This is a genomic window from Shewanella sediminis HAW-EB3 (assembly GCF_000018025.1).
Lineage (GTDB): Bacteria > Pseudomonadota > Gammaproteobacteria > Enterobacterales > Shewanellaceae > Shewanella > Shewanella sediminis.
In genome coordinates this window covers 2,135,855-2,155,410 of record NC_009831.1, presented here as the reverse complement: position 1 = coordinate 2,155,410, position 19,556 = coordinate 2,135,855, and the positions used below count along the sequence as shown (strand labels likewise).

The following is a 19,556-nucleotide window of genomic DNA, read 5'->3' as shown; positions in this document are numbered from 1 at the left end:
ACCGATTGGCTAAATAAGCCAATCGGCCAATCGCAAATTTAGTCCTTAGAACTAAAAATTGTATTAATCACCCTATTATTCTTAAGTTTTCTTGCCGAATACCAAACTATTCGCTAGGTTGAAAGTATCAGTATCTTCAATGAGGAGATGATATGACGCAACTTCCAAACTTCGATAGTTTAAAATGGCTCGCAGAAAACGAGCCGGATGAACTGGAAGAACTTCAAAGAAAACTCTGCAATGAAGCTATTGAACATTGCCCTGAAGCCAATAAGAAACAGTTGATATCGATGCAACATCACCTTGAGCAGCAATTATCTCGCTGCTCTAATCCTTATCACAGGTGTTATCTGGCGATGAGTATCATGAATGAAAAATTTCTTGCTTTAAATACAATAATTAACAATCCAATAGAGTTTCGACAGAATAGTGCCGAAATACTCGATTTGAATGCTAAGAAGTTATAACCAGCCTTTACGTTTAAAAAACAGATAGGTTCCGGCTGCACTCGCTATCATCATCAGAATTGCCATAGGGTATCCAAAACGCCAATCGAGCTCTGGCATATTGGTAAAGTTCATACCATAAGCACTTGCAATTACTGTTGGTGGTAGAAAAATGACCGCTGCAACTGAAAATATTTTAATGATCTTGTTCTGCTGTAAACCACTAAAGCCCATAGCCGCATCGAGTAAAAAGTTTAACTTATCGAAGATAAATTGGCTGTGCGGCATCAAAGATTCAATGTCTAACAACATCTCACGAAGATCTTTTAGATTATCATCGGTCAGCTGTCCACGATAATATCGTTGCATGTATCTTAACGAGCGCTGAGTATCAAGCAAACTCAGACGAATCTTACCGTTTGAGTCTTCCTGCAGTGTGATCAACTTAAATACGTCATCGAGTTCATCATTTTCGAATACCTGCTCGCTCACTCCATCTACAACAGAATAGACATCCTCAATGAGATCTGAGAGGTAATCCACTTTGAGATTAAACAGCTCAAGAAATAGCGCCTGAGGGGTCGTCACTTCTAGCCTGCCGAGTCTGAGGTAATTACGTAGTAAACGTATAAGCCCCACATCCTCTTCACGGATAGTAAGCAGAAAGTCCTTTCGCAAGTTGAAAGAGACGTTTACGCCACGAACATCTTGACCCACACGTTGAGGAAAAAGTGAGTTAATATGAAGACCATCGTTGTTCTGATAAAAACGTGCAGATGCTTCAATCTCATTGATATCATCTTCTTCAGGAACTTCTTCCACCGAATAATGACTTAACCATTCACGCTCGGAATCGGACGGTTTAAAAAGATCGAGCCATAACGTACCCGGAGGGACTATATCCTGAATATGTAGTTCATTAATCGTAAGTTTGCGATCTTGGTAGACATAAGCAGTTATCATGGAGGCCTCCTGAAAAAACACTTTGTCTGTAATAGTAGATGACAAAGCGCAGGGTAAAAAACGAGGCTATTCTACCTTAATAAACCCCATTGAAAAGATATAAAAACTTGAATAAAACTAAATTTTACTGTTTTTTGCTTTTCGCGATGATAACACGTTCTTGATTCGATAACCTGATGCTAATACCATCAACGGTTGTTAGCATATTGTTGGTTATATCTCTCTTTCTTACCTGATAAACTTCAGAACTCGCAATACTTGGAGAGACAATAGTAACATCTACAATTTGGTTTCCATCTTGCCAATTCCAGTACCAATACCCACTGCTTCCAAGTAGAGATAAGGCGATCAACCCATAAATCACATACCTGAATAAAATCTGTTTCCCGACATCAGAAGTTCTTTCAGCCTTTGCTGCCCTGGCAGGCTTTCGAATATAAAAAAGTGCGCCAGCGATCACGAGTAGAGTAACGAGTATTTTTGTAAGCACAACAAACTCCAATGGAAACAAACGTGACAGATTATAGCGCCAATTATCCGATAAAACTGTTATAAATCTCTAATCAAACAGACTAAATGTATTTAATTACTAATATATTCCGGCTAGTATTTTTTCCAACAAACTGTACTATTCTCTATACAAACCGCCCCGATACAAACTTCAGCATGAATATTTACCCCTGTATGTTGCGTCATCAAAGTAAAAACAGTTTATAGGGCGGTTTATCATGAAAATTACGAAAACTTAGGATTTGAAATGAAACACCTCACCTTATTGGCCAGTCTTTCCACAATCACAACATTACTCTTCGCCTCACAGGCTTGGGCAGAACCCACCATCAGTTTTCCAAATTCTGCAGAGTTATTGGTAGTGAACGGCAAAGCCGCTGAATCAGACTCTCCGATGACACTCCGTGAGGGTAAAAACCAGATAGTACTTAAATACAACACGAGCTTCAGACAACAGGGACAACAGAAAAGGTTTTCATCGGAAGCTATCATTGTAAGTTTTGAAGCTAGCAATCAAACCTACAAGCTAATCTTACCTAAATTGAAATCCAGTAGTGATGCCGACAAATTCAATTCAACTCCTGCTATTAAGCTCTCAGATAATAAAGGCCAGGCAGTAAACTACGACACAGACATTCTAACCAAAGAGGGGTTGCAGTTAGGCCGGGATTACAGCAATGAAATATCTGTCTATAACCAGAGTGGAGCGAATGCCGCTGTGAGTCACTTTGCTGTTATAAAGCAAAATACGAAGGTTCAGAGCGCCGCAGATGTTACAACCTCAGTCTCCACAACGTCTGAGACCATGGTAAACAAGCAAGCCACGACTCAAAACAATCAGATACCCGATCAGATTAATGTCGGTCAGATGCTCGACTTCTGGTACAGCCAAGCCGATGAAGAGACACGAAAAGCCTTCAAGGCTCGCATTAAAAATAAGTAACGGCAAAAAATACGCGATTCCCCTCTGTAGGAGCATGCTTTAGCCGCGAAGCTTGTATAACGAAATAACCCATTCCCGGCTAAAGCCGGTCCTACACAATCGAACAATGCCCATTCCCCATGTAGGAGCGTGCTTCAGCCGCGAAGCTTGTATAACGAAATACCCCATTCCCGGCTAAAGCCGGTCCTACACAATCGAAAGATGTCAGAGCCGAGAATGGTATATAGTACATTACGATAATAGCTATATAGCGAAGAGCGAAGGCGCCTGGAAATGCTCTACTCTCGTAGTCCACGAAGTGGACACATGGGGGTGAGATTATGGCGCTATAAATACGCAGTATTTAGCCCCAGTTGTTTAAGTAAAAAATGAACGCGGAAAATCCAGGATTCGTAGCGGGAAGCGACATCGGGAGTAGGCATTGCACGTACGTGCTTAAGTGGATAAGCCACCTGATTTCGTTGCAGATAAGTTCGAGACTTAAACTTTGATATTTTTTAAAAGCCCAAACGCAAAAAAGCCACCTTATTCAGGTGGCTTCTTCACTTTAAATTCAGGAGTGCGCCTGTCATGGTCAGCTTCGAGCAAGCTCTCCGCGTTACACCGCAGCATCAAGCTACGCTTGATAAGCGCAGCAGTTCCACCCTACTCTACATGAGTATTGAGCCTCACTGCGTTCGGACTCTTTATATTCCCCATGTTCGAGTGGTCATTTCCAAAAGCTGTTAAACGAAAAAATCCCCAACACGAAGTGCTGGGGATTTATCGTTTATTAGGCGCCTGGAAATGACCTACTCTCACATGGGGAGACCCCACACTACCATCGGCGCGATTGCGTTTCACTTCTGAGTTCGGGATGGGATCAGGTGGGGCCACAATGCTATGGTTTCCAGACTAATTTGGTAAAATTTAGAAAGCTTTTAAATAATTAAGTCACACTAAAATCAAGTACTGTATTCTTTTGAAGTAATCACACTAGCTTCATACAAAACCCATATGGGTTGTATGGTTAAGCCTCACGAGTCATTAGTACAGGTTAGCTCAACGCCTCACAACGCTTACACACCCTGCCTATCAACGTCCTAGTCTCGAACGGCTCTTTAGAGGAATTAAATTCCTAGGGATGACTCATCTTAGGACTCGCTTCCCGCTTAGATGCTTTCAGCGGTTATCGATTCCGAACGTAGCTACCGGGCAATGCTATTGGCATAACAACCCGAACACCAGCGGTTCGTCCACTCCGGTCCTCTCGTACTAGGAGCAGCTTCCTTCAATCATCCAACGCCCACGGCAGATAGGGACCGAACTGTCTCACGACGTTCTGAACCCAGCTCGCGTACCACTTTAAATGGCGAACAGCCATACCCTTGGGACCGACTTCAGCCCCAGGATGTGATGAGCCGACATCGAGGTGCCAAACACCGCCGTCGATATGAACTCTTGGGCGGTATCAGCCTGTTATCCCCGGCGTACCTTTTATCCGTTGAGCGATGGCCCTTCCATTCAGAACCACCGGATCACTATGACCTACTTTCGTACCTGCTCGACGTGTATGTCTCGCAGTTAAGCTGGCTTATGCCATTGCACTAACCGTACGATGTCCGACCGTACTTAGCCAACCTTCGTGCTCCTCCGTTACTCTTTGGGAGGAGACCGCCCCAGTCAAACTACCCACCAGGCACTGTCCTCAATCCCGATTCAGGGACCTGAGTTAGAACATCAAAGCTACAAGGGTGGTATTTCAAGGTTGACTCCAACAGAACTAGCGTCCCATCTTCAAAGTCTCCCACCTATCCTACACATGTAGGTTCAATGTTCAGTGCCAAGCTATAGTAAAGGTGCACGGGGTCTTTCCGTCTAGCCGCGGGTATACGGCATCTTCACCGCAATTTCAACTTCACTGAGTCTCGGCTGGAGACAGCGTGGCCATCATTACGCCATTCGTGCAGGTCGGAACTTACCCGACAAGGAATTTCGCTACCTTAGGACCGTTATAGTTACGGCCGCCGTTTACCGGGGCTTCGATCATGAGCTTCTCCGAAGATAACCCAATCAATTAACCTTCCGGCACCGGGCAGGCGTCATACCGTATACTTCCTCTTGCGAGTTTGCACAGTACTGTGTTTTTGATAAACAGTTGCAGCCACCTGGTATCTGCGACTCCCAACAGCTTAGAGAGCAAGTCTCATCACCGTCGGGAGCGTACCTTCTCCCGAAGTTACGGTACCATTTTGCCTAGTTCCTTCAGCCGAGTTCTCTCAAGCGCCTTGGTATTCTCTACCCAACCACCTGTGTCGGTTTGGGGTACGATTCCTGCTAACCTGAAGCTTAGAAGATTTTCCTGGAAGCATGGCATCAACTACTTCAGTCCCTTAGGACCTCGTCATCAACTCTCAGCCTTAATGTTCACCCGGATTTGCCTAAGTGAACAGCCTACAGTCTTAAACGCGGACAACCAACGCCGCGCTAGCCTAGCCTTCTCCGTCTCTCCATCGCAGTTAGCAGAAGTACGGGAATATTAACCCGTTTCCCATCGACTACGCCTTTCGGCCTCGCCTTAGGGGTCGACTCACCCTGCCCTGATTAACATTGGACAGGAACCCTTGGTCTTTCGGCGAGGGAGTTTTTCACTCCCTTTATCGTTACTCATGTCAGCATTCGCACTTCTGATACCTCCAGTGTGGGTTACCCCTTCACCTTCAACGGCTTACAGAACGCTCCTCTACCGCTTGCTAGTAAACTAGCAAACCCATAGCTTCGGTGTATTGCTTAGCCCCGTTAAATCTTCCGCGCAGGCCGACTCGACTAGTGAGCTATTACGCTTTCTTTAAATGATGGCTGCTTCTAAGCCAACATCCTAGCTGTCTAAGCCTTCCCACATCGTTTCCCACTTAGCAATAACTTTGGGACCTTAGCTGATGGTCTGGGTTGTTTCCCTTTTCACGACGGACGTTAGCACCCGCCGTGTGTCTCCCGTATAGTACTCATTGGTATTCGGAGTTTGCAAAGGGTTGGTAAGTCGGGATGACCCCCTAGCCTTAACAGTGCTCTACCCCCAATGGTATTCGTACGAGGCGCTACCTAAATAGCTTTCGAGGAGAACCAGATATCTCCCGGTTTGATTGGCCTTTCACCCCCATCCACAAGTCATCCGCTCATTTTTCAACATAAGTCGGTTCGGTCCTCCAGTTGATGTTACTCAACCTTCAACCTGCCCATGGATAGATCACCGGGTTTCGGGTCTACACCTTGCAACTAAACGCGCAGTTAACACTCGGTTTCCCTACGGCTCCGCTATTCGCTTAACCTCGCTACAAAATGTAAGTCGCTGACCCATTATACAAAAGGTACGCAGTCACGGTCTCAAGAACCGCTCCCACTGCTTGTACGTATACGGTTTCAGGTTCTATTTCACTCCCCTCACAGGGGTTCTTTTCGCCTTTCCCTCACGGTACTGGTTCACTATCGGTCAGTCAGGAGTATTTAGCCTTGGAGGATGGTCCCCCCATGTTCAGACAAGATGTCACGTGTCCCGTCCTACTCGTTTTCACGTAAAGTTAGTTTTCATGTACGGGGCTATCACCCTGTGCCGCTGTGCTTTCCAACACATTCCACTAACACCCTCTACGCTTAAGGGCTAATCCCCGTTCGCTCGCCGCTACTAGGGGAATCTCGGTTGATTTCTTTTCCTCCGGGTACTTAGATGTTTCAGTTCCCCGGGTTTGCCTCACATACCTATGTATTCAGTATGTGATACTCACTTATGTGAGTGGGTTTCCCCATTCGGATATCGTTAGCTCAAATGCTTGTTACTAGCTCGCCAACGCTTTTCGCAAGTTACTACGTCCTTCATCGCCTCTGACTGCCAAGGCATCCACCGTATACGCTTAGTCACTTAACCATACAACCCATATAGGTCTTTATTCGCTTGTTATTCAAGATGTTGTCTTTATTGTGAATCTCACTCGTCAGTTATGTAGTGAACTACACGCCCTTCTCATTCAAATCACGGCTTCGACATCAACATGACTAACTGCGCTTAAATCTCTAGTATTCAAACGGGTAAGTTTGAACGAGATGTATCGCAACTAATGGTGTTTACTTTCGCCAAAAGAATACTCATGAAACATATTGCTATGTTTCGGGCACTTGATTTTAAGTGTTTTGAGAACTCAATTATTTATTTTCGCATTAATGCTATTAACTAAAGCAGTTGTTATCCCTTGCGAGATATCTTCCACAATAGTCCCTTTCACATTAACACTATCAGCTTTCCAAATTTTTAAAGAACGGGCTTAAAAAAGCCAAAGATAAATTATTAATTTATCTTTGGCATCTCTATCCATGTGCATGTCTTACTTCTTGCTGGAAAAGTAAGTCTACTTAATTAATCAAAAAACCTTTTCGGATTAATTAGCAAAGTAAATGGTGGAGCTATGCGGGATCGAACCGCAGACCTCCTGCGTGCAAGGCAGGCGCTCTCCCAGCTGAGCTATAGCCCCATTTACATGCAGTTGAGAAATTATCACGTGACCAAATCGAGTAAGCCAAGACTTAAAAAGATTTGGCGAAGCCAATTCGAGTGAGACAAGGCTTGTAGTGAGGACGTTTAGCCTGCTAAACGACCAACTACATAACGCAGTATCACGAAGAATTGGTGGGTCAGAGTGGACTTGAACCACCGACCTCACCCTTATCAGGGGTGCGCTCTAACCAGCTGAGCTACAGACCCATTTATACTTGTTTCTTCACTCAATCACTCCGTTGCTTTTCATCGTTCAGTCGTCGTGTAGTGAACTACACGTCCTCCCTCACTCTTCAAGCGCCTTGTGCTAGAGCGAATTAACGTCGTCTAAATAGACACGTATATTTCTCTTTCTTCTATCAAGTAATCTGTGTGAACACTCAAGCACACGGATGTGCTGTGTGCAATAAACGCACGGATGCAGTTTATTGCCAACTCAGGTATCGAGTTAGTCGTATAGGTAAGGAGGTGATCCAGCCCCAGGTTCCCCTAGGGCTACCTTGTTACGACTTCACCCCAGTCATGAACCACACCGTGGTAAACGCCCTCCCCGAAAGGTTAAGCTATCTACTTCTGGTGCAGCCCACTCCCATGGTGTGACGGGCGGTGTGTACAAGGCCCGGGAACGTATTCACCGTAGCATTCTGATCTACGATTACTAGCGATTCCGACTTCACGGAGTCGAGTTGCAGACTCCGATCCGGACTACGACCGGCTTTGTGGGATTAGCTCCACCTCGCGGCTTTGCAACCCTCTGTACCGACCATTGTAGCACGTGTGTAGCCCTACTCGTAAGGGCCATGATGACTTGACGTCGTCCCCACCTTCCTCCGGTTTATCACCGGCAGTCTCCCTAAAGTTCCCACCATTACGTGCTGGCAAATAAGGATAAGGGTTGCGCTCGTTGCGGGACTTAACCCAACATTTCACAACACGAGCTGACGACAGCCATGCAGCACCTGTCTCAGAGCTCCCGAAGGCACTAAGCTATCTCTAGCGAATTCTCTGGATGTCAAGAGTAGGTAAGGTTCTTCGCGTTGCATCGAATTAAACCACATGCTCCACCGCTTGTGCGGGCCCCCGTCAATTCATTTGAGTTTTAACCTTGCGGCCGTACTCCCCAGGCGGTCTACTTAATGCGTTAGCTTGGGAGCCCAGTAACTAAGTTACCAAACTCCGAGTAGACATCGTTTACGGCGTGGACTACCAGGGTATCTAATCCTGTTTGCTCCCCACGCTTTCGTACATGAGCGTCAGTCTTTGTCCAGGGGGCCGCCTTCGCCACCGGTATTCCTTCAGATCTCTACGCATTTCACCGCTACACCTGAAATTCTACCCCCCTCTACAAGACTCTAGTTTGCCAGTTCCAAATGCAATTCCCAGGTTGAGCCCGGGGCTTTCACATCTGGCTTAACAAACCGCCTGCGTACGCTTTACGCCCAGTAATTCCGATTAACGCTTGCACCCCTCGTATTACCGCGGCTGCTGGCACGAAGTTAGCCGGTGCTTCTTCTGCGAGTAACGTCACAGCTGACAGTTATTAACTGCCAACCTTTCCTCCTCGCTGAAAGTGCTTTACAACCCGAAGGCCTTCTTCACACACGCGGCATGGCTGCATCAGGCTTTCGCCCATTGTGCAATATTCCCCACTGCTGCCTCCCGTAGGAGTCTGGGCCGTGTCTCAGTCCCAGTGTGGCTGATCATCCTCTCAGAACAGCTAGGGATCGTCGCCTAGGTGAGCCATTACCTCACCTACTAGCTAATCCCACCTAGACTCATCTAATCGCGAAAGGCCCGAAGGTCCCCTCCTTTCCCCCGTAGGGCGTATGCGGTATTAGCAGTCGTTTCCAACTGTTATCCCCCACGACTAGGCAGATATCTAGGCATTACTCACCCGTCCGCCGCTCGACGTCTGATAGCAAGCTATCTCCGTTTCCGCTCGACTTGCATGTGTTAGGCCTGCCGCCAGCGTTCAATCTGAGCCATGATCAAACTCTTCAATTAAAGTTTTGTTGGTTCCTAAGAACCGGCTCAATGAATTCTGATTTCGTTTAAAAGACTCGGAAGAATCTCAAAAACGTTTGTACATATTGCTATGAACACTCATCTTACATTGAGTAAAATTTTTGACTACTTCGTGAGAAGTAGTTTCGAATAACTCAACACCTGTGAGTGTCCACACAGATTACTTGATAAATTGTTAAAGAGCGTAGCATCAATTTTTCAGATGCCGCCGTTAGACGCTAGGTCGTTGGCTTGAGGAGGCGTATTCTACATCCTCCAGAGTCGGCGTCAAGCGCTAATTTCAAGAAGCTTTTCAAGCGATGATTTCTTAAGCACTAATGTGAAAATCAATCAAAACCCGAAGCCTTTAAAACGCTTGTCACCTGAGTCTAGTTCCGAAGAAGTTAAACTCTCTAACATTGCTACAAGTCCCGTACTATCTAACCTTTCGACTAGGTAGTTGGCCTGCTGCGCCGTGTCAGTGGTTGCGCATTATAGGGAGTTTAGTTCTGAGCGCAAGCGCTTATTTCAACAATATTATCGAGTGGGCAGTAAATAGGCGCGACGGTCATTTTTTATATCGCTAAAGTGCATTTAAACGGCAATCCAGATGAATTACTGATGATGCAGGGTGAAACGAAGGTGAAAAATATAGGTATTAACTTAATAGCAGCTTGAAGCTGGCAAGCTAAGCTCTAAAGAGTTAGCTCACCTATGGCTCAAGCAGGTATATAGATAGAAAAGGTTCGCTAGAGGCTTTTTAAATAGGCCGGAACATCGGCAATTGAATCGAGTACGACAGTGGATGCTGCAATAGCGTCATCGGTTACCGATTTTCCAGTGCGTACCAATATACGCGTCGGGATCCCTGCAGCCATGGCAGCCAACATGTCATCACGCTTATCACCGACCATTACAGACTCGCTAAGATCAATGTTAAGAAACTCGGCAGCGGTCAACATCATCCCAGGTTTTGGCTTGCGACAATCACAGTCCTGCTTATAGTCGCCTAACCCTTTTTCTGCGTGGTGAGGGCAATAATAGATGCCATCGAGCTCCACACCTTTATCTACGAAGTTCCAATCCATCCACTCGGTCAAGCTGTGAAATTGCTCTTCACTATACATACCACGAGCGATTCCGGACTGATTTGTCACTACAGCTAGTTTGTATCCCATCTCTTTAAGGGAACGACAGGCATCAAATACGCCTTCGACATATTCAAAGTCATCGACCAGATGAACATAACCATGATCGACATTGATGACACCATCTCTATCTAAAAAAACTGCAGGGCTCACGTGTTTAACTCCATAATCAGATATAAAATTATTATCCCATCCATTTGAGTAAATTGCACCGCGAAGTTATCTATTTTCATTATCTTCAATTGAAATGGATAAAGTATACAAATATAGTATAGGAAAATAATCAAATTCACTCACCGAGTGCTTTATCAAAACTTACTTTCGTAGCGATTGTTATGTATTTCACTCGTTATAGGTACAGTGCATTAAAGACTGAGTTATGAAGCCAGCGCATTTTAGCCCTACCTTTAAGCAGGTATTATCGGTGAACCAGAAAGAGCCTGTAATTATGACAAATATCTATCAGATAAGAAGAGAAGCTCTGTTTAAGCAACTACCGGAGAATAGCTTCGTTATTCTCTCCGGCTATCAACAAAAGATCAGAAGTAAAAATATTAAGTATCACTTCAGGCAAGATAATGACTTTCTCTATCTTACCGGCTTCGATGAACCAGATGCGGTGGCTATACTCGCAGCCGATAAGGGTGCAGCATCGGGTTTCAGCTTTACCTTACTGTGCCGCCCTAAAGATCCTAGCCAAGAGGTCAGCTTCGGTGAGCGTGCCGGTACTGAAGGTGCTATTGCAAACTTCGGCGCCGATGACGCCTTCGATATCGCCGAGCTTAATGAAGTTGTCTTATCAAAAATAGTCGACCATCAACATATCTATATCAGTGATGAACTCAGCCGTTTCTCTACTCAGATAGTGGGCTGGCTAAACCATCAAAGAATGACGACCCCTTTTGATACGGTCAAACAGTACCGCAGCCTGACTCCGCTGGCAAAGTACTTACACCCTATGCGCGTCATCAAGAGCGAGGAGGAAATTAACCATATAAAAGCCGCCGTAGCTGCATCGGTCGATGGCCATAAGGCGGTTATGCAAGCGTGTAAACCCGGTATCAATGAAGCGCTGTTATCTGCAACGTTTGATTTTACCCTCTCTCAATTCGGCAGTACCGATGTCGCCTACCCCAATATTGTCGCTGCGGGTAACAATGCCTGCTGTCTTCACTATGAGGAAAACTGCTGTACAGTAGAAGACGGACAGATGTTGTTGATCGATGCCGGTGGTGAGTTAAACCATTACGCCTCGGATATTACCCGCAGTTACCCGGTGAACGGGAAATTCACCGACGCACAGAAGCACATCTATCAACTGGTTTTAAGCGCACTCGACTCCGCCATCGCAAAAGTTCAGCCCGGTACCCCCTGGAATGAACTGTATGAAACCTGCATAGAGCTGATGGCCAAAGGGCTGTTAGAGCTGGGCTTCTTAAGTGGCAATATCGAAGAGGTAATGGAAAGCCAGAGTTATAAGCGTTTCACGGTACATAAGACCGGCCATTGGCTCGGCATGGATGTCCATGACGTCGGTCCTTATCACGACAGTGACGGTAATTGGCGCAGGCTCGAACCCGGCATGGTGTTTACCATTGAACCCGGAATTTATATCCCGCTCGATGCCATCGACGTCCCTTCGGCATACCGGGGTATGGGTATTCGTATCGAAGATGATATTTTAGTCACCGAATCCGGGCATGAAAATCTATCGGTTAATGCCCCACGTACCATCGAAGAGATCCAAGCTATTATGCTGAATTAGCCTCTCATTCACTAAAGCAGGAGGCTTGCCTATTAAAAGCCTCAACTAATTGTGGGTTCTCGGCCTTGAGCCGGTAACCCAAATGCAGCCCTCTTTGACTCGGTTTAACCTTTATTGCGCCATGTAGTCGTTGCACAATAAGGTTATATACGATCGACAACCCCAATCCGGTCCCTCCCTTGTCCCGAGCCGTGGTATAAAATGGTTCAAAAAGATGTTCGGCGCTTTTAGCGGAAAGCCCTAAACCATTATCGAAAAAATCGACCGCAATCTCATCTGCTGCGATCTGCTTTATCTCTATGGTAATGATATTGTTCTGCATACCACTAAAACCATGAAGTATGCTGTTATTGACAAGGTTAGTGATAATTTGTGCATGTAAACCCGGTAATGTTCTGATAAAAATATCCTCTGCGCTCGAAAGGACAACTTTTACATCTTTGGGACGACATAATGGTTCCAGCGTAGTTAACAGTTGCTGGTAGTAGTCTTTAATATTGATTGTTTCTACTTCAAGGTAGTGTTGTTCGGCTGCCATCCGTTTAAAAGATTCAATTAATTTTTTAGCCCTTATTAACGTCTCCCCTTGCAACTGTAACGCCTGACCTGTTTTACTCAGATATTGATTCATATCATCGACTGATAATTGACCTTGGGCAATTTTTTTATCGAGACGGCTTAGCTCAAGCTCCATCATGCTATGAGTGGTAATAGTTAACCCAAGCGGTGTATTCACTTCATGTGCGACGCCGGCAATCAACTTGCCTAGCGCCGCCATTTTATCGGCTTCGACCAATTGTTCCTGAGTCTGTCTTAACTGGGTTATGACTTTCGACAAGTCATCAGTACGCTGCTGAACTTTTAGATCTAAACTATCGTTGAGCCTTTGCAGTGACCTTTCATACTCGAGTCGTTCCATCTCTGCAGCGGCACGTCCCGAAAAAATTTGGAACAGGGTAATGACTGACTCTTGTTTGATAATTGGCGCCTTGTATAAGGCCACAATGATGCCCATGACCTTCCCTTTGGAGTCATGCAATGGCGTCCCTACATAGGCCTCTATCTCTAAGTCGATTAAAAACTGATCGTCGGGATAAAGCGAGCACACATTACTGGGGAAACAACAGACACTATTACTGGCCACATCGGCGCATGGGGTATCGGTTAACGAATAAATTAAATTGTTGGCTAACTTCCCATTTTCAACATAGGTAATAGTTTTGGATTCGTGCTTCTTCTCATCAATTTGAGCTATAAAAGTAAAATCGGCACCGATGACCTGGTCAAGCTTTAAAGTTAGCCTTTCAAAAAAATCCAGGCCGTAAGCATTAGATACACCTTCAATTATGTGCTTAACATGCTTTTCCATCAGTATTTCCTAATCGGGGTATTCTTGTCTGATCTTCATCAGAGCATCGAAATTTTCTACGGTTTTATCCACCAGAAGGGGTTCAAACTTTTTGCCCTTCTGATCCTTGATATAAGCCAGGATCTGTTCACACGACCAGGCATCCTTATAACTCCGGTTAGAACCCAATGCATCGATCACATCGATGATTGACATAATACGAGCTTCAAGCGGAATATTAGTATCACTCAGGCCTTCAGGGTAACCACTGCCATCCCAATTTTCATGGTGATAGCGCGCCAGTCGAGAACCTAATTTTGCTACCGGTAAATTTGACTTATCCAACAGCGTACCGCCCACAGCAGCATGGCTCTTCATCAACTCCCACTCACCTGAATTCAAGGTTCCCTGCTTATGCAAAATATTATCGGGAATGGCAACCTTGCCAATGTCGTGCAGTGGTGCAGCCACTTTCAGCGCTTGAACAAATGAGTGGGGTAAACCAAGAGAAACGGCAAGCAGTTCGCACATCAAAGAGACACGTTTTACGTGTAAACCCGTTTCTTTACTACGGGCCTCGATGGCATCACCAACGATATAGAGAAGTTCGCGCTGGCTCTTATGAGTTTGTTGCTGCTGGACCAGGCTTTCCAGAGTCAGCGCAATATTGGTGGCATACATCTCCATCAAGCCTCTTTTAAAGTGTGTCGGGGCATAATCAAACTCGATATATAGCACACTCGATGCCTCTGCAGACGCCTGATAGAAACCAATAAAATGTTCCTGATTAAACTTATTATCTTTGTTTGCAAATGCTTGCTGGATCTTATCGTTTACATTATCGGGGATGCTATCTAAGCTTTGGGGTGTTTCACCAAATCGGCCGGTGCACGCTAAATATGTCTCTTGGCAATCATCATAAAAATCGGTTTCCTGCCTGACGATGTAAACAGCTGAACTCTCTAACTTCATTAAGGTCAATAAATTATTGAGAGCCGCAGTGGCGAAATCTGCTAACTGCGTAACTTTCAGCACATTGGTGGATGATGTGATCAAACGCTGAAAGGCATTTTGGCTTTTTAAGATAGTCTTAATATCACGAAAGCCGCGAATACCAGCATAGACCGAAGTGATCATCTTGGTTGCCGTGAGTTCTGTCTTGGCTTTGTAGTCATTGATATCGTACTGGCTGATCACCTGCTCTTCGGGCGCTAAACCCGCTTGACCAGTGCGTAAGATAATCCGGATACTGATGTTTTTTAACACCTCCCTGATCCAGGTTACTAACTGTAAACCCGCGTCATCACTTTCCATCACAACATCGACAAAGGTCATGGCGAATGGGATCTCAGACTCGAGTAAAGACTTAGCTTGCGCCGCGGAATAGGCACTGTGAAGTTGAATTTTCCGGCCTAAGACCTCTAAATCAGCCAATATCAAATGAGTCACATCATGGACAGCTTGATCATCATCGACGACAAGAATATGCCAATACCGTTTTACAGGCTGGTCATTAACAGCATCAGAAACTTGCGAAACTGGCTGAAAAACAAATTTATTCATAGATATCCATATCGACAATAATTTGTACAGAATAAACATATTCATTGATGTACGCAAGCTTAAGATAAAATCCAAAAAACAGAGCTAGCCTGTTGAATTTAATTAGAATAATGAAAATCTAATTAATGATTTTTGAATTTTTTATGTAGCAGTTTAGTCACCTGAATTTTGGTCTTTATAAGAAAGAAACAGCTAAAGTTAAGGTGTTCTGAGTTTTTATCGATGCACATATCTCTACTCCCCCATAAACCCACGCGGCTATATCTCCACTTACGCTTAATTGCAGACAAAGCCTATGTACTACACTAAAAGGAGGACATTGAACAACAAATAGCTGTTTTAATGAATCATACCGAGACCGGCCCTAAAGAGCTCCCCCTGGCCAGACGTATCGGCCTGCCTTTACTGACATTTTATGGTCTGGGGACCATGCTTGGCGCGGGCATCTACGTTCTGGTGGGAAAAGTGGCTGCCAGCGCGGGTATGCTCACCCCCCTTGCTTTTATGGTCGCAGCAATCATCGCTTATTTTACCGCCCTGAGTTACTGTCAGCTGGTTGCTCGCTACCCCCTAAGCGCTGGCGAGGCCTGTTATGTGGAACATGGGTTTAACAGCAAAATATATGGCATTATCGTCGGCTATCTGGTCATTTTGACCGGAATAGTCTCCTCTGCCACCTTGATCAATGGCTTCGTAGGTTACTTGTCCCATTTTATCGAGCTACCCGACTACATGACCATAACCTCCATGCTCTTGTTACTAGGCTTTATCGCGGCATGGGGAATAGCAGAATCACTCTGGTTGGCGGCAGTGATCACCGTAATCGAAGTGCTTGGCTTATTGTTAGTCATTGTCGTAGCCGGTGGAGCTTTACCAGACTCAATCCCCTGGCAACAGGCCTTTATTCCCGACAATACTCTCGTCTGGGGGGGAATATTGAGCGGCGCATTTCTGGCTTTCTATGCCTTTATCGGCTTCGAAGATATGGTGAATATTGCTGAAGAGGTTAAGACCCCCGAACAGACCATGCCCAGAGGAATAATACTGGCACTCATCATCGCCAGCCTGCTCTATATCATGGTGGCATTTGTCGCCGTTTTCTCACTCCCCCAGAGTGAACTCGCCGCCTCAACTGCGCCGCTTAAAGATATCCTCGTACCCCACCACCCGATGGCTGGTACCTTGATAAGCGTAATTAGTCTGTTCGCCATCCTTAACGGCTTGTTGGCTCAACTGATCATGGCCTCCAGAGTGCTATACGGCATGGCATTTCAGGGGCGAGCTCCGGCTTTTCTCGCAGCAGTAGGAAAGAGGACGCAGACGCCAATCATTGCCACCATAATCATCACCGCTGTGGTGTTGATTTTTGCCCTTTGGCTGCCTCTGGTCACGCTGGCAAAGACCACCAGCTTTATCATTTTGATCATTTTCGCCCTCATTAACCTTTCTCTATGGCGAATTCAGCGAAAAGAGCCTGAAGATAAGGCTCATAAGAAAGGTGGCTGGCCCCTCATCGGTACCCTACTCTGTCTGTTCTTGATAGGCGTACAGAGTTATAACCTGCTATTTGCCGCCAATTAAATTCATTTAGCTGTTATTTAACTTCTAATGTTATGGCTCATAGTAATACCAATCGGTATAAGGTCTACAGATCACTCATATTTACCGTTAATGGCATTAAACACCTTACCATTACTTTGCCCCTCAACACTGGCTTGATAATAGGTAGCAACATCTTCGGCTGGTATTCCATAAGTGCTGTCCATTCTCAGCATCTCCATAGTCTCTTTTACAAAAGCCGGACTAACCGCGTTTAATCGCTTGTCATCTTTAAGCTCCAGTGCCGCCGCAACCGCAAAGGCATTTACCGCGGCTGTAGCCATGGAGATAGCTGCGGCACCCGGCATAGGATTAACGGACGATTGGCCCGAAGTTAAAGTTATAGAGCCGCCCTTATTCAGATACTCCAGGCCAATTCTGACCAGGTTAACCTGGCCCATCACCTTACTGTTTAGCACGGTTTGGTAACCTGAATCCGGCATATCCTCCAGACTTCCCATCTGGCCATTACCAGCCGTGCTCACAATGGCATCTATCATACCGACTCTCTCAAACAGGCTCCGTATAGACTCCTGACTCTCGGTATCGACAGTGATCTCACCTTGACTATGACCTACGGCAATCACCTCGTGCTCTTGCGATAACAGATCGACCACAGCTCTTCCGACAACACCGTTTGCACCTATTGCTAAAATTTTCATCATCTTTCCTTATTTATATGGATTGGTAATTAGTATGAAGTTTGTTGTAACCAGCAGCTCAAGCGCGTTGCCAGCAGCTTGGATTGATCTTCCTGTAGAAAGTGCGAGGCATTCTCTACCGTCATATGGGGCTGGCCCAATGCACCGCTGAAGTTCTTTTGAAACTTCTTGTCGTAGCCTTGATCCGCTAAGAAGGGATCTTTATCGCTAAACAGGGTCAGCATAGGTTTATTCCATCGCTTAAGTTTTTCCCAGTCGGCATTGACCTCATCGAGCTCAGATGCCACGATTTCAGGCATCTTTCTCGGGGCAGCATAGTATTGCGGCGTCGGAAATGGCGCATCATAGGCCCGCATCTCATCTTCGTTTAGCACTCTGGTCGTTAGTGACTGGATGATCTGACCGATCTGCAGAGACTCGGCGTGCCTGAAGTACCCCGCCCAATTGCCATAATTGATATTGCCCATGAATTTTTCCAGGCTCGGCTTGCCTGCCATAACAGCAAGAAGCTTTAATATCTTAGGCACCATAAACTTTTCCAGCTTACTCATCTCGGCCAGCGCCGTATTGGCCAATACCAAACGGTCTAACCACTGCGGCTGTTGCGCCAATACTCTTAAGCCAATCATGCCGCCCCAGTCCTGCATAAAGGCACTCGCATTATTTACGCCTAACTGCCTGACAAAGTCCCCCATCCACTTAACTTGATTCGCGTAGGTGTGGGTCTCTGAATCCATAGGTTTATCCGACTTACCAAAACCAATCAGATCAGGCGCAATCACACGATAACCTGCGTCGACAAGCAGCGGGATCATATGCCTGTAGAGATAACTCCATGATGGCTGCCCGTGAAGCAGGAAGATCGCCTTGGCATTTTCTTTGCCCTCGTCGATATAGTGAAGACGCATGCCATCGACCTGCCTATAGTTAGCTTCGAAGGGATAATCGTTCAATCCGACAAAAGCATCATCGGGCGTTCTTAAGGTATTGGGTTTTATGTTCATATCTTTGACCTACCTGTATCTCATTATTGAGCCCGTTCTGTTTCATCGGCTCGCTGAATAAGATCACTTTAAGGCAACAGACGTTCACAAAAAAGCATAGCTTTTAGCACAACACAGTCATATAATTTGACCATGGTAAATTTAGAACATCTACAGGTTATCGATAGCATCTGTGCAGAGGGCAGTTTTCAGAAGGCCAGCGAAAAATTGCACAAGGTACGTTCGGCTGTCTCCTATTCGGTAAAGCAGGTCGAATCTTATTACGACATTCAGATCTTCAATCGAGAAACCTACCGGCCAGAACTCACGGCAGACGGTAGACTGCTCATAGTACAAATTCGTCACCTGTTAAAGCAGGCGTCTGAATTTGAGACTTTTATCAATGAGATAAAGGGAGAGAGTGAGACAGAGTTGAGGCTTGGAGTAAGCTCCACTTTTCCGTTAGATAAAATCACCAGACTACTCATCGAGCTAAAGCAGGAGTTCCCCAAGACGACAATTCATCTGGAGATCGAGGTCGCCTCCGGCGAGAGAATGTTGCTCGATGGGAAGGTAGATATTGCCATCTATGGTAGCCCCTTTAAAAACAAGGCTATAGATTACAAGTTGATCGACACCATGAATGTTCCGCTGGTGATCTCCAAAAACTTGCCTTTAGTGGATATAAACAGAGTCAGTGAAGCCGAGCTCGCCGCCTACCCTCAAGTGATAATAAAATCGACGGACAGTAAGTCTCCGGATACCGGCATACTCGATGAGGCGCTGAAATGGTATGTGACCGATCTCCATACCAAGAAAACCTTAATCACTCAAGGGCTAGGTTGGGGAAGATTGCCACAACACCTGGTCGAAAAAGAGATAGAGAATAACGAGTTAATCAGCTTAGATACCTTGGGGGAATTCGAACTCCCTATCTATATCACCAAGCTTAAAAACAAAGCCTTAGGTCCGGTGGCTCTTAAGATCTGGAACTATTTTAAATAGATTTTGATAGGTTAAGCCTAATATTCGTTCCTCAACGGCAATCGGTAACTTTATGACTTACAGTCACTCGACTTGCCAGAAAATGTGAAACG

Annotated in this window: 12 protein-coding genes, 2 tRNA genes and 3 rRNA genes; 5 read left to right on the top strand and 12 right to left on the bottom strand. The window is 45.5% G+C overall.

Annotation, left to right across the window (positions count from 1 at the left end; all coding sequences use genetic code 11):
• Positions 1-152: 152 nt before the first annotated feature.
• Entirely contained in the window at positions 153-467 is a 315-nt protein-coding gene (locus SSED_RS09255) for a DUF3135 domain-containing protein (RefSeq protein ID WP_012142134.1), read from the top strand.
• Here the strand turns inward: SSED_RS09255 and corA are convergent.
• A complete protein-coding gene (gene corA / locus SSED_RS09250; RefSeq protein WP_012142133.1) occupies positions 462-1,409 on the bottom strand; it encodes a magnesium/cobalt transporter CorA in 948 nt (315 codons plus the stop codon). The genes SSED_RS09255 and corA overlap by 6 nt on opposite strands.
• A gap of 124 nt (positions 1,410-1,533) precedes the next feature.
• Positions 1,534-1,899 (bottom strand): hypothetical protein, encoded by a 366-nt coding sequence (locus SSED_RS09245; RefSeq protein WP_041421613.1) that lies wholly within the window; start codon positions 1,897-1,899, stop codon positions 1,534-1,536.
• Positions 1,900-2,166: 267 nt separating this feature from the next.
• Between SSED_RS09245 and SSED_RS09240 the strand changes: the two genes are divergently transcribed.
• Positions 2,167-2,862: a YccT family protein gene (locus SSED_RS09240; RefSeq protein WP_012142131.1), complete on the top strand. Its 696-nt coding sequence runs from the start codon at positions 2,167-2,169 to the stop codon at positions 2,860-2,862.
• Positions 2,863-3,640: 778 nt separating this feature from the next.
• On the opposite strand, the gene rrf is transcribed toward SSED_RS09240, so the two are convergent.
• The 6 genes from rrf to gmhB form a co-directional block, all read right to left on the bottom strand.
• Positions 3,641-3,756, bottom strand: a 5S ribosomal RNA gene (gene rrf / locus SSED_RS09235).
• Between the two features lie 111 nt (positions 3,757-3,867).
• A 23S ribosomal RNA gene (locus SSED_RS09230) occupies positions 3,868-6,763 on the bottom strand.
• A gap of 525 nt (positions 6,764-7,288) precedes the next feature.
• A tRNA-Ala gene (locus tag SSED_RS09225) sits at positions 7,289-7,364 on the bottom strand.
• 153 nt (positions 7,365-7,517) lie between these two features.
• Positions 7,518-7,594: transfer RNA gene (locus tag SSED_RS09220), tRNA-Ile, on the bottom strand.
• A gap of 254 nt (positions 7,595-7,848) precedes the next feature.
• Positions 7,849-9,391: ribosomal RNA gene (locus SSED_RS09215) — 16S ribosomal RNA — on the bottom strand.
• Together the 16S, 23S and 5S rRNA genes with 2 tRNA genes alongside form the textbook arrangement of a ribosomal RNA operon.
• Positions 9,392-10,140: 749 nt before the next feature.
• Entirely contained in the window at positions 10,141-10,692 is a 552-nt protein-coding gene (gene gmhB, locus SSED_RS09210; RefSeq protein ID WP_012142130.1) for a D-glycero-beta-D-manno-heptose 1,7-bisphosphate 7-phosphatase, read from the bottom strand.
• A gap of 295 nt (positions 10,693-10,987) precedes the next feature.
• Between gmhB and SSED_RS09205 the strand changes: the two genes are divergently transcribed.
• On the top strand, positions 10,988-12,304 hold the full coding sequence (locus SSED_RS09205) for an aminopeptidase P N-terminal domain-containing protein (protein ID WP_041422067.1): 1,317 nt from the start codon (positions 10,988-10,990) through the stop codon (positions 12,302-12,304).
• Between the two features lie 4 nt (positions 12,305-12,308).
• On the opposite strand, the gene SSED_RS09200 is transcribed toward SSED_RS09205, so the two are convergent.
• Both SSED_RS09200 and SSED_RS09195 read right to left on the bottom strand, forming a co-directional pair.
• Positions 12,309-13,673 carry a sensor histidine kinase gene (locus SSED_RS09200; RefSeq protein ID WP_012142128.1) on the bottom strand — a complete coding sequence of 455 codons (1,365 nt, stop codon included), beginning with the start codon at positions 13,671-13,673 and terminating at the stop codon, positions 12,309-12,311.
• A 9-nt stretch (positions 13,674-13,682) separates the two neighbouring features.
• Positions 13,683-15,215, bottom strand: a complete 1,533-nt coding sequence (locus SSED_RS09195; RefSeq protein WP_041421612.1) for an HD domain-containing phosphohydrolase — start codon at positions 15,213-15,215, stop codon at positions 13,683-13,685.
• A 342-nt stretch (positions 15,216-15,557) separates the two neighbouring features.
• Here SSED_RS09195 and SSED_RS09190 point away from each other — a divergent pair, with 342 nt between their 5' ends.
• On the top strand, positions 15,558-16,796 hold the full coding sequence (locus tag SSED_RS09190) for an APC family permease (protein WP_012142126.1): 1,239 nt from the start codon (positions 15,558-15,560) through the stop codon (positions 16,794-16,796).
• Between the two features lie 71 nt (positions 16,797-16,867).
• Here the strand turns inward: SSED_RS09190 and SSED_RS09185 are convergent, their stop codons facing one another.
• Both SSED_RS09185 and SSED_RS09180 read right to left on the bottom strand, forming a co-directional pair.
• On the bottom strand, positions 16,868-17,476 hold the full coding sequence (locus tag SSED_RS09185; RefSeq protein WP_012142125.1) for a short chain dehydrogenase: 609 nt from the start codon (positions 17,474-17,476) through the stop codon (positions 16,868-16,870).
• Positions 17,477-17,505: 29 nt separating this feature from the next.
• Positions 17,506-18,480 (bottom strand): haloalkane dehalogenase, encoded by a 975-nt coding sequence (locus tag SSED_RS09180; protein WP_012142124.1) that lies wholly within the window; start codon positions 18,478-18,480, stop codon positions 17,506-17,508.
• Positions 18,481-18,612: 132 nt separating this feature from the next.
• Between SSED_RS09180 and SSED_RS09175 the strand changes: the two genes are divergently transcribed.
• On the top strand, positions 18,613-19,464 hold the full coding sequence (locus tag SSED_RS09175) for a LysR family transcriptional regulator (protein ID WP_012142123.1): 852 nt from the start codon (positions 18,613-18,615) through the stop codon (positions 19,462-19,464).
• Positions 19,465-19,556 lie beyond the last annotated feature (92 nt).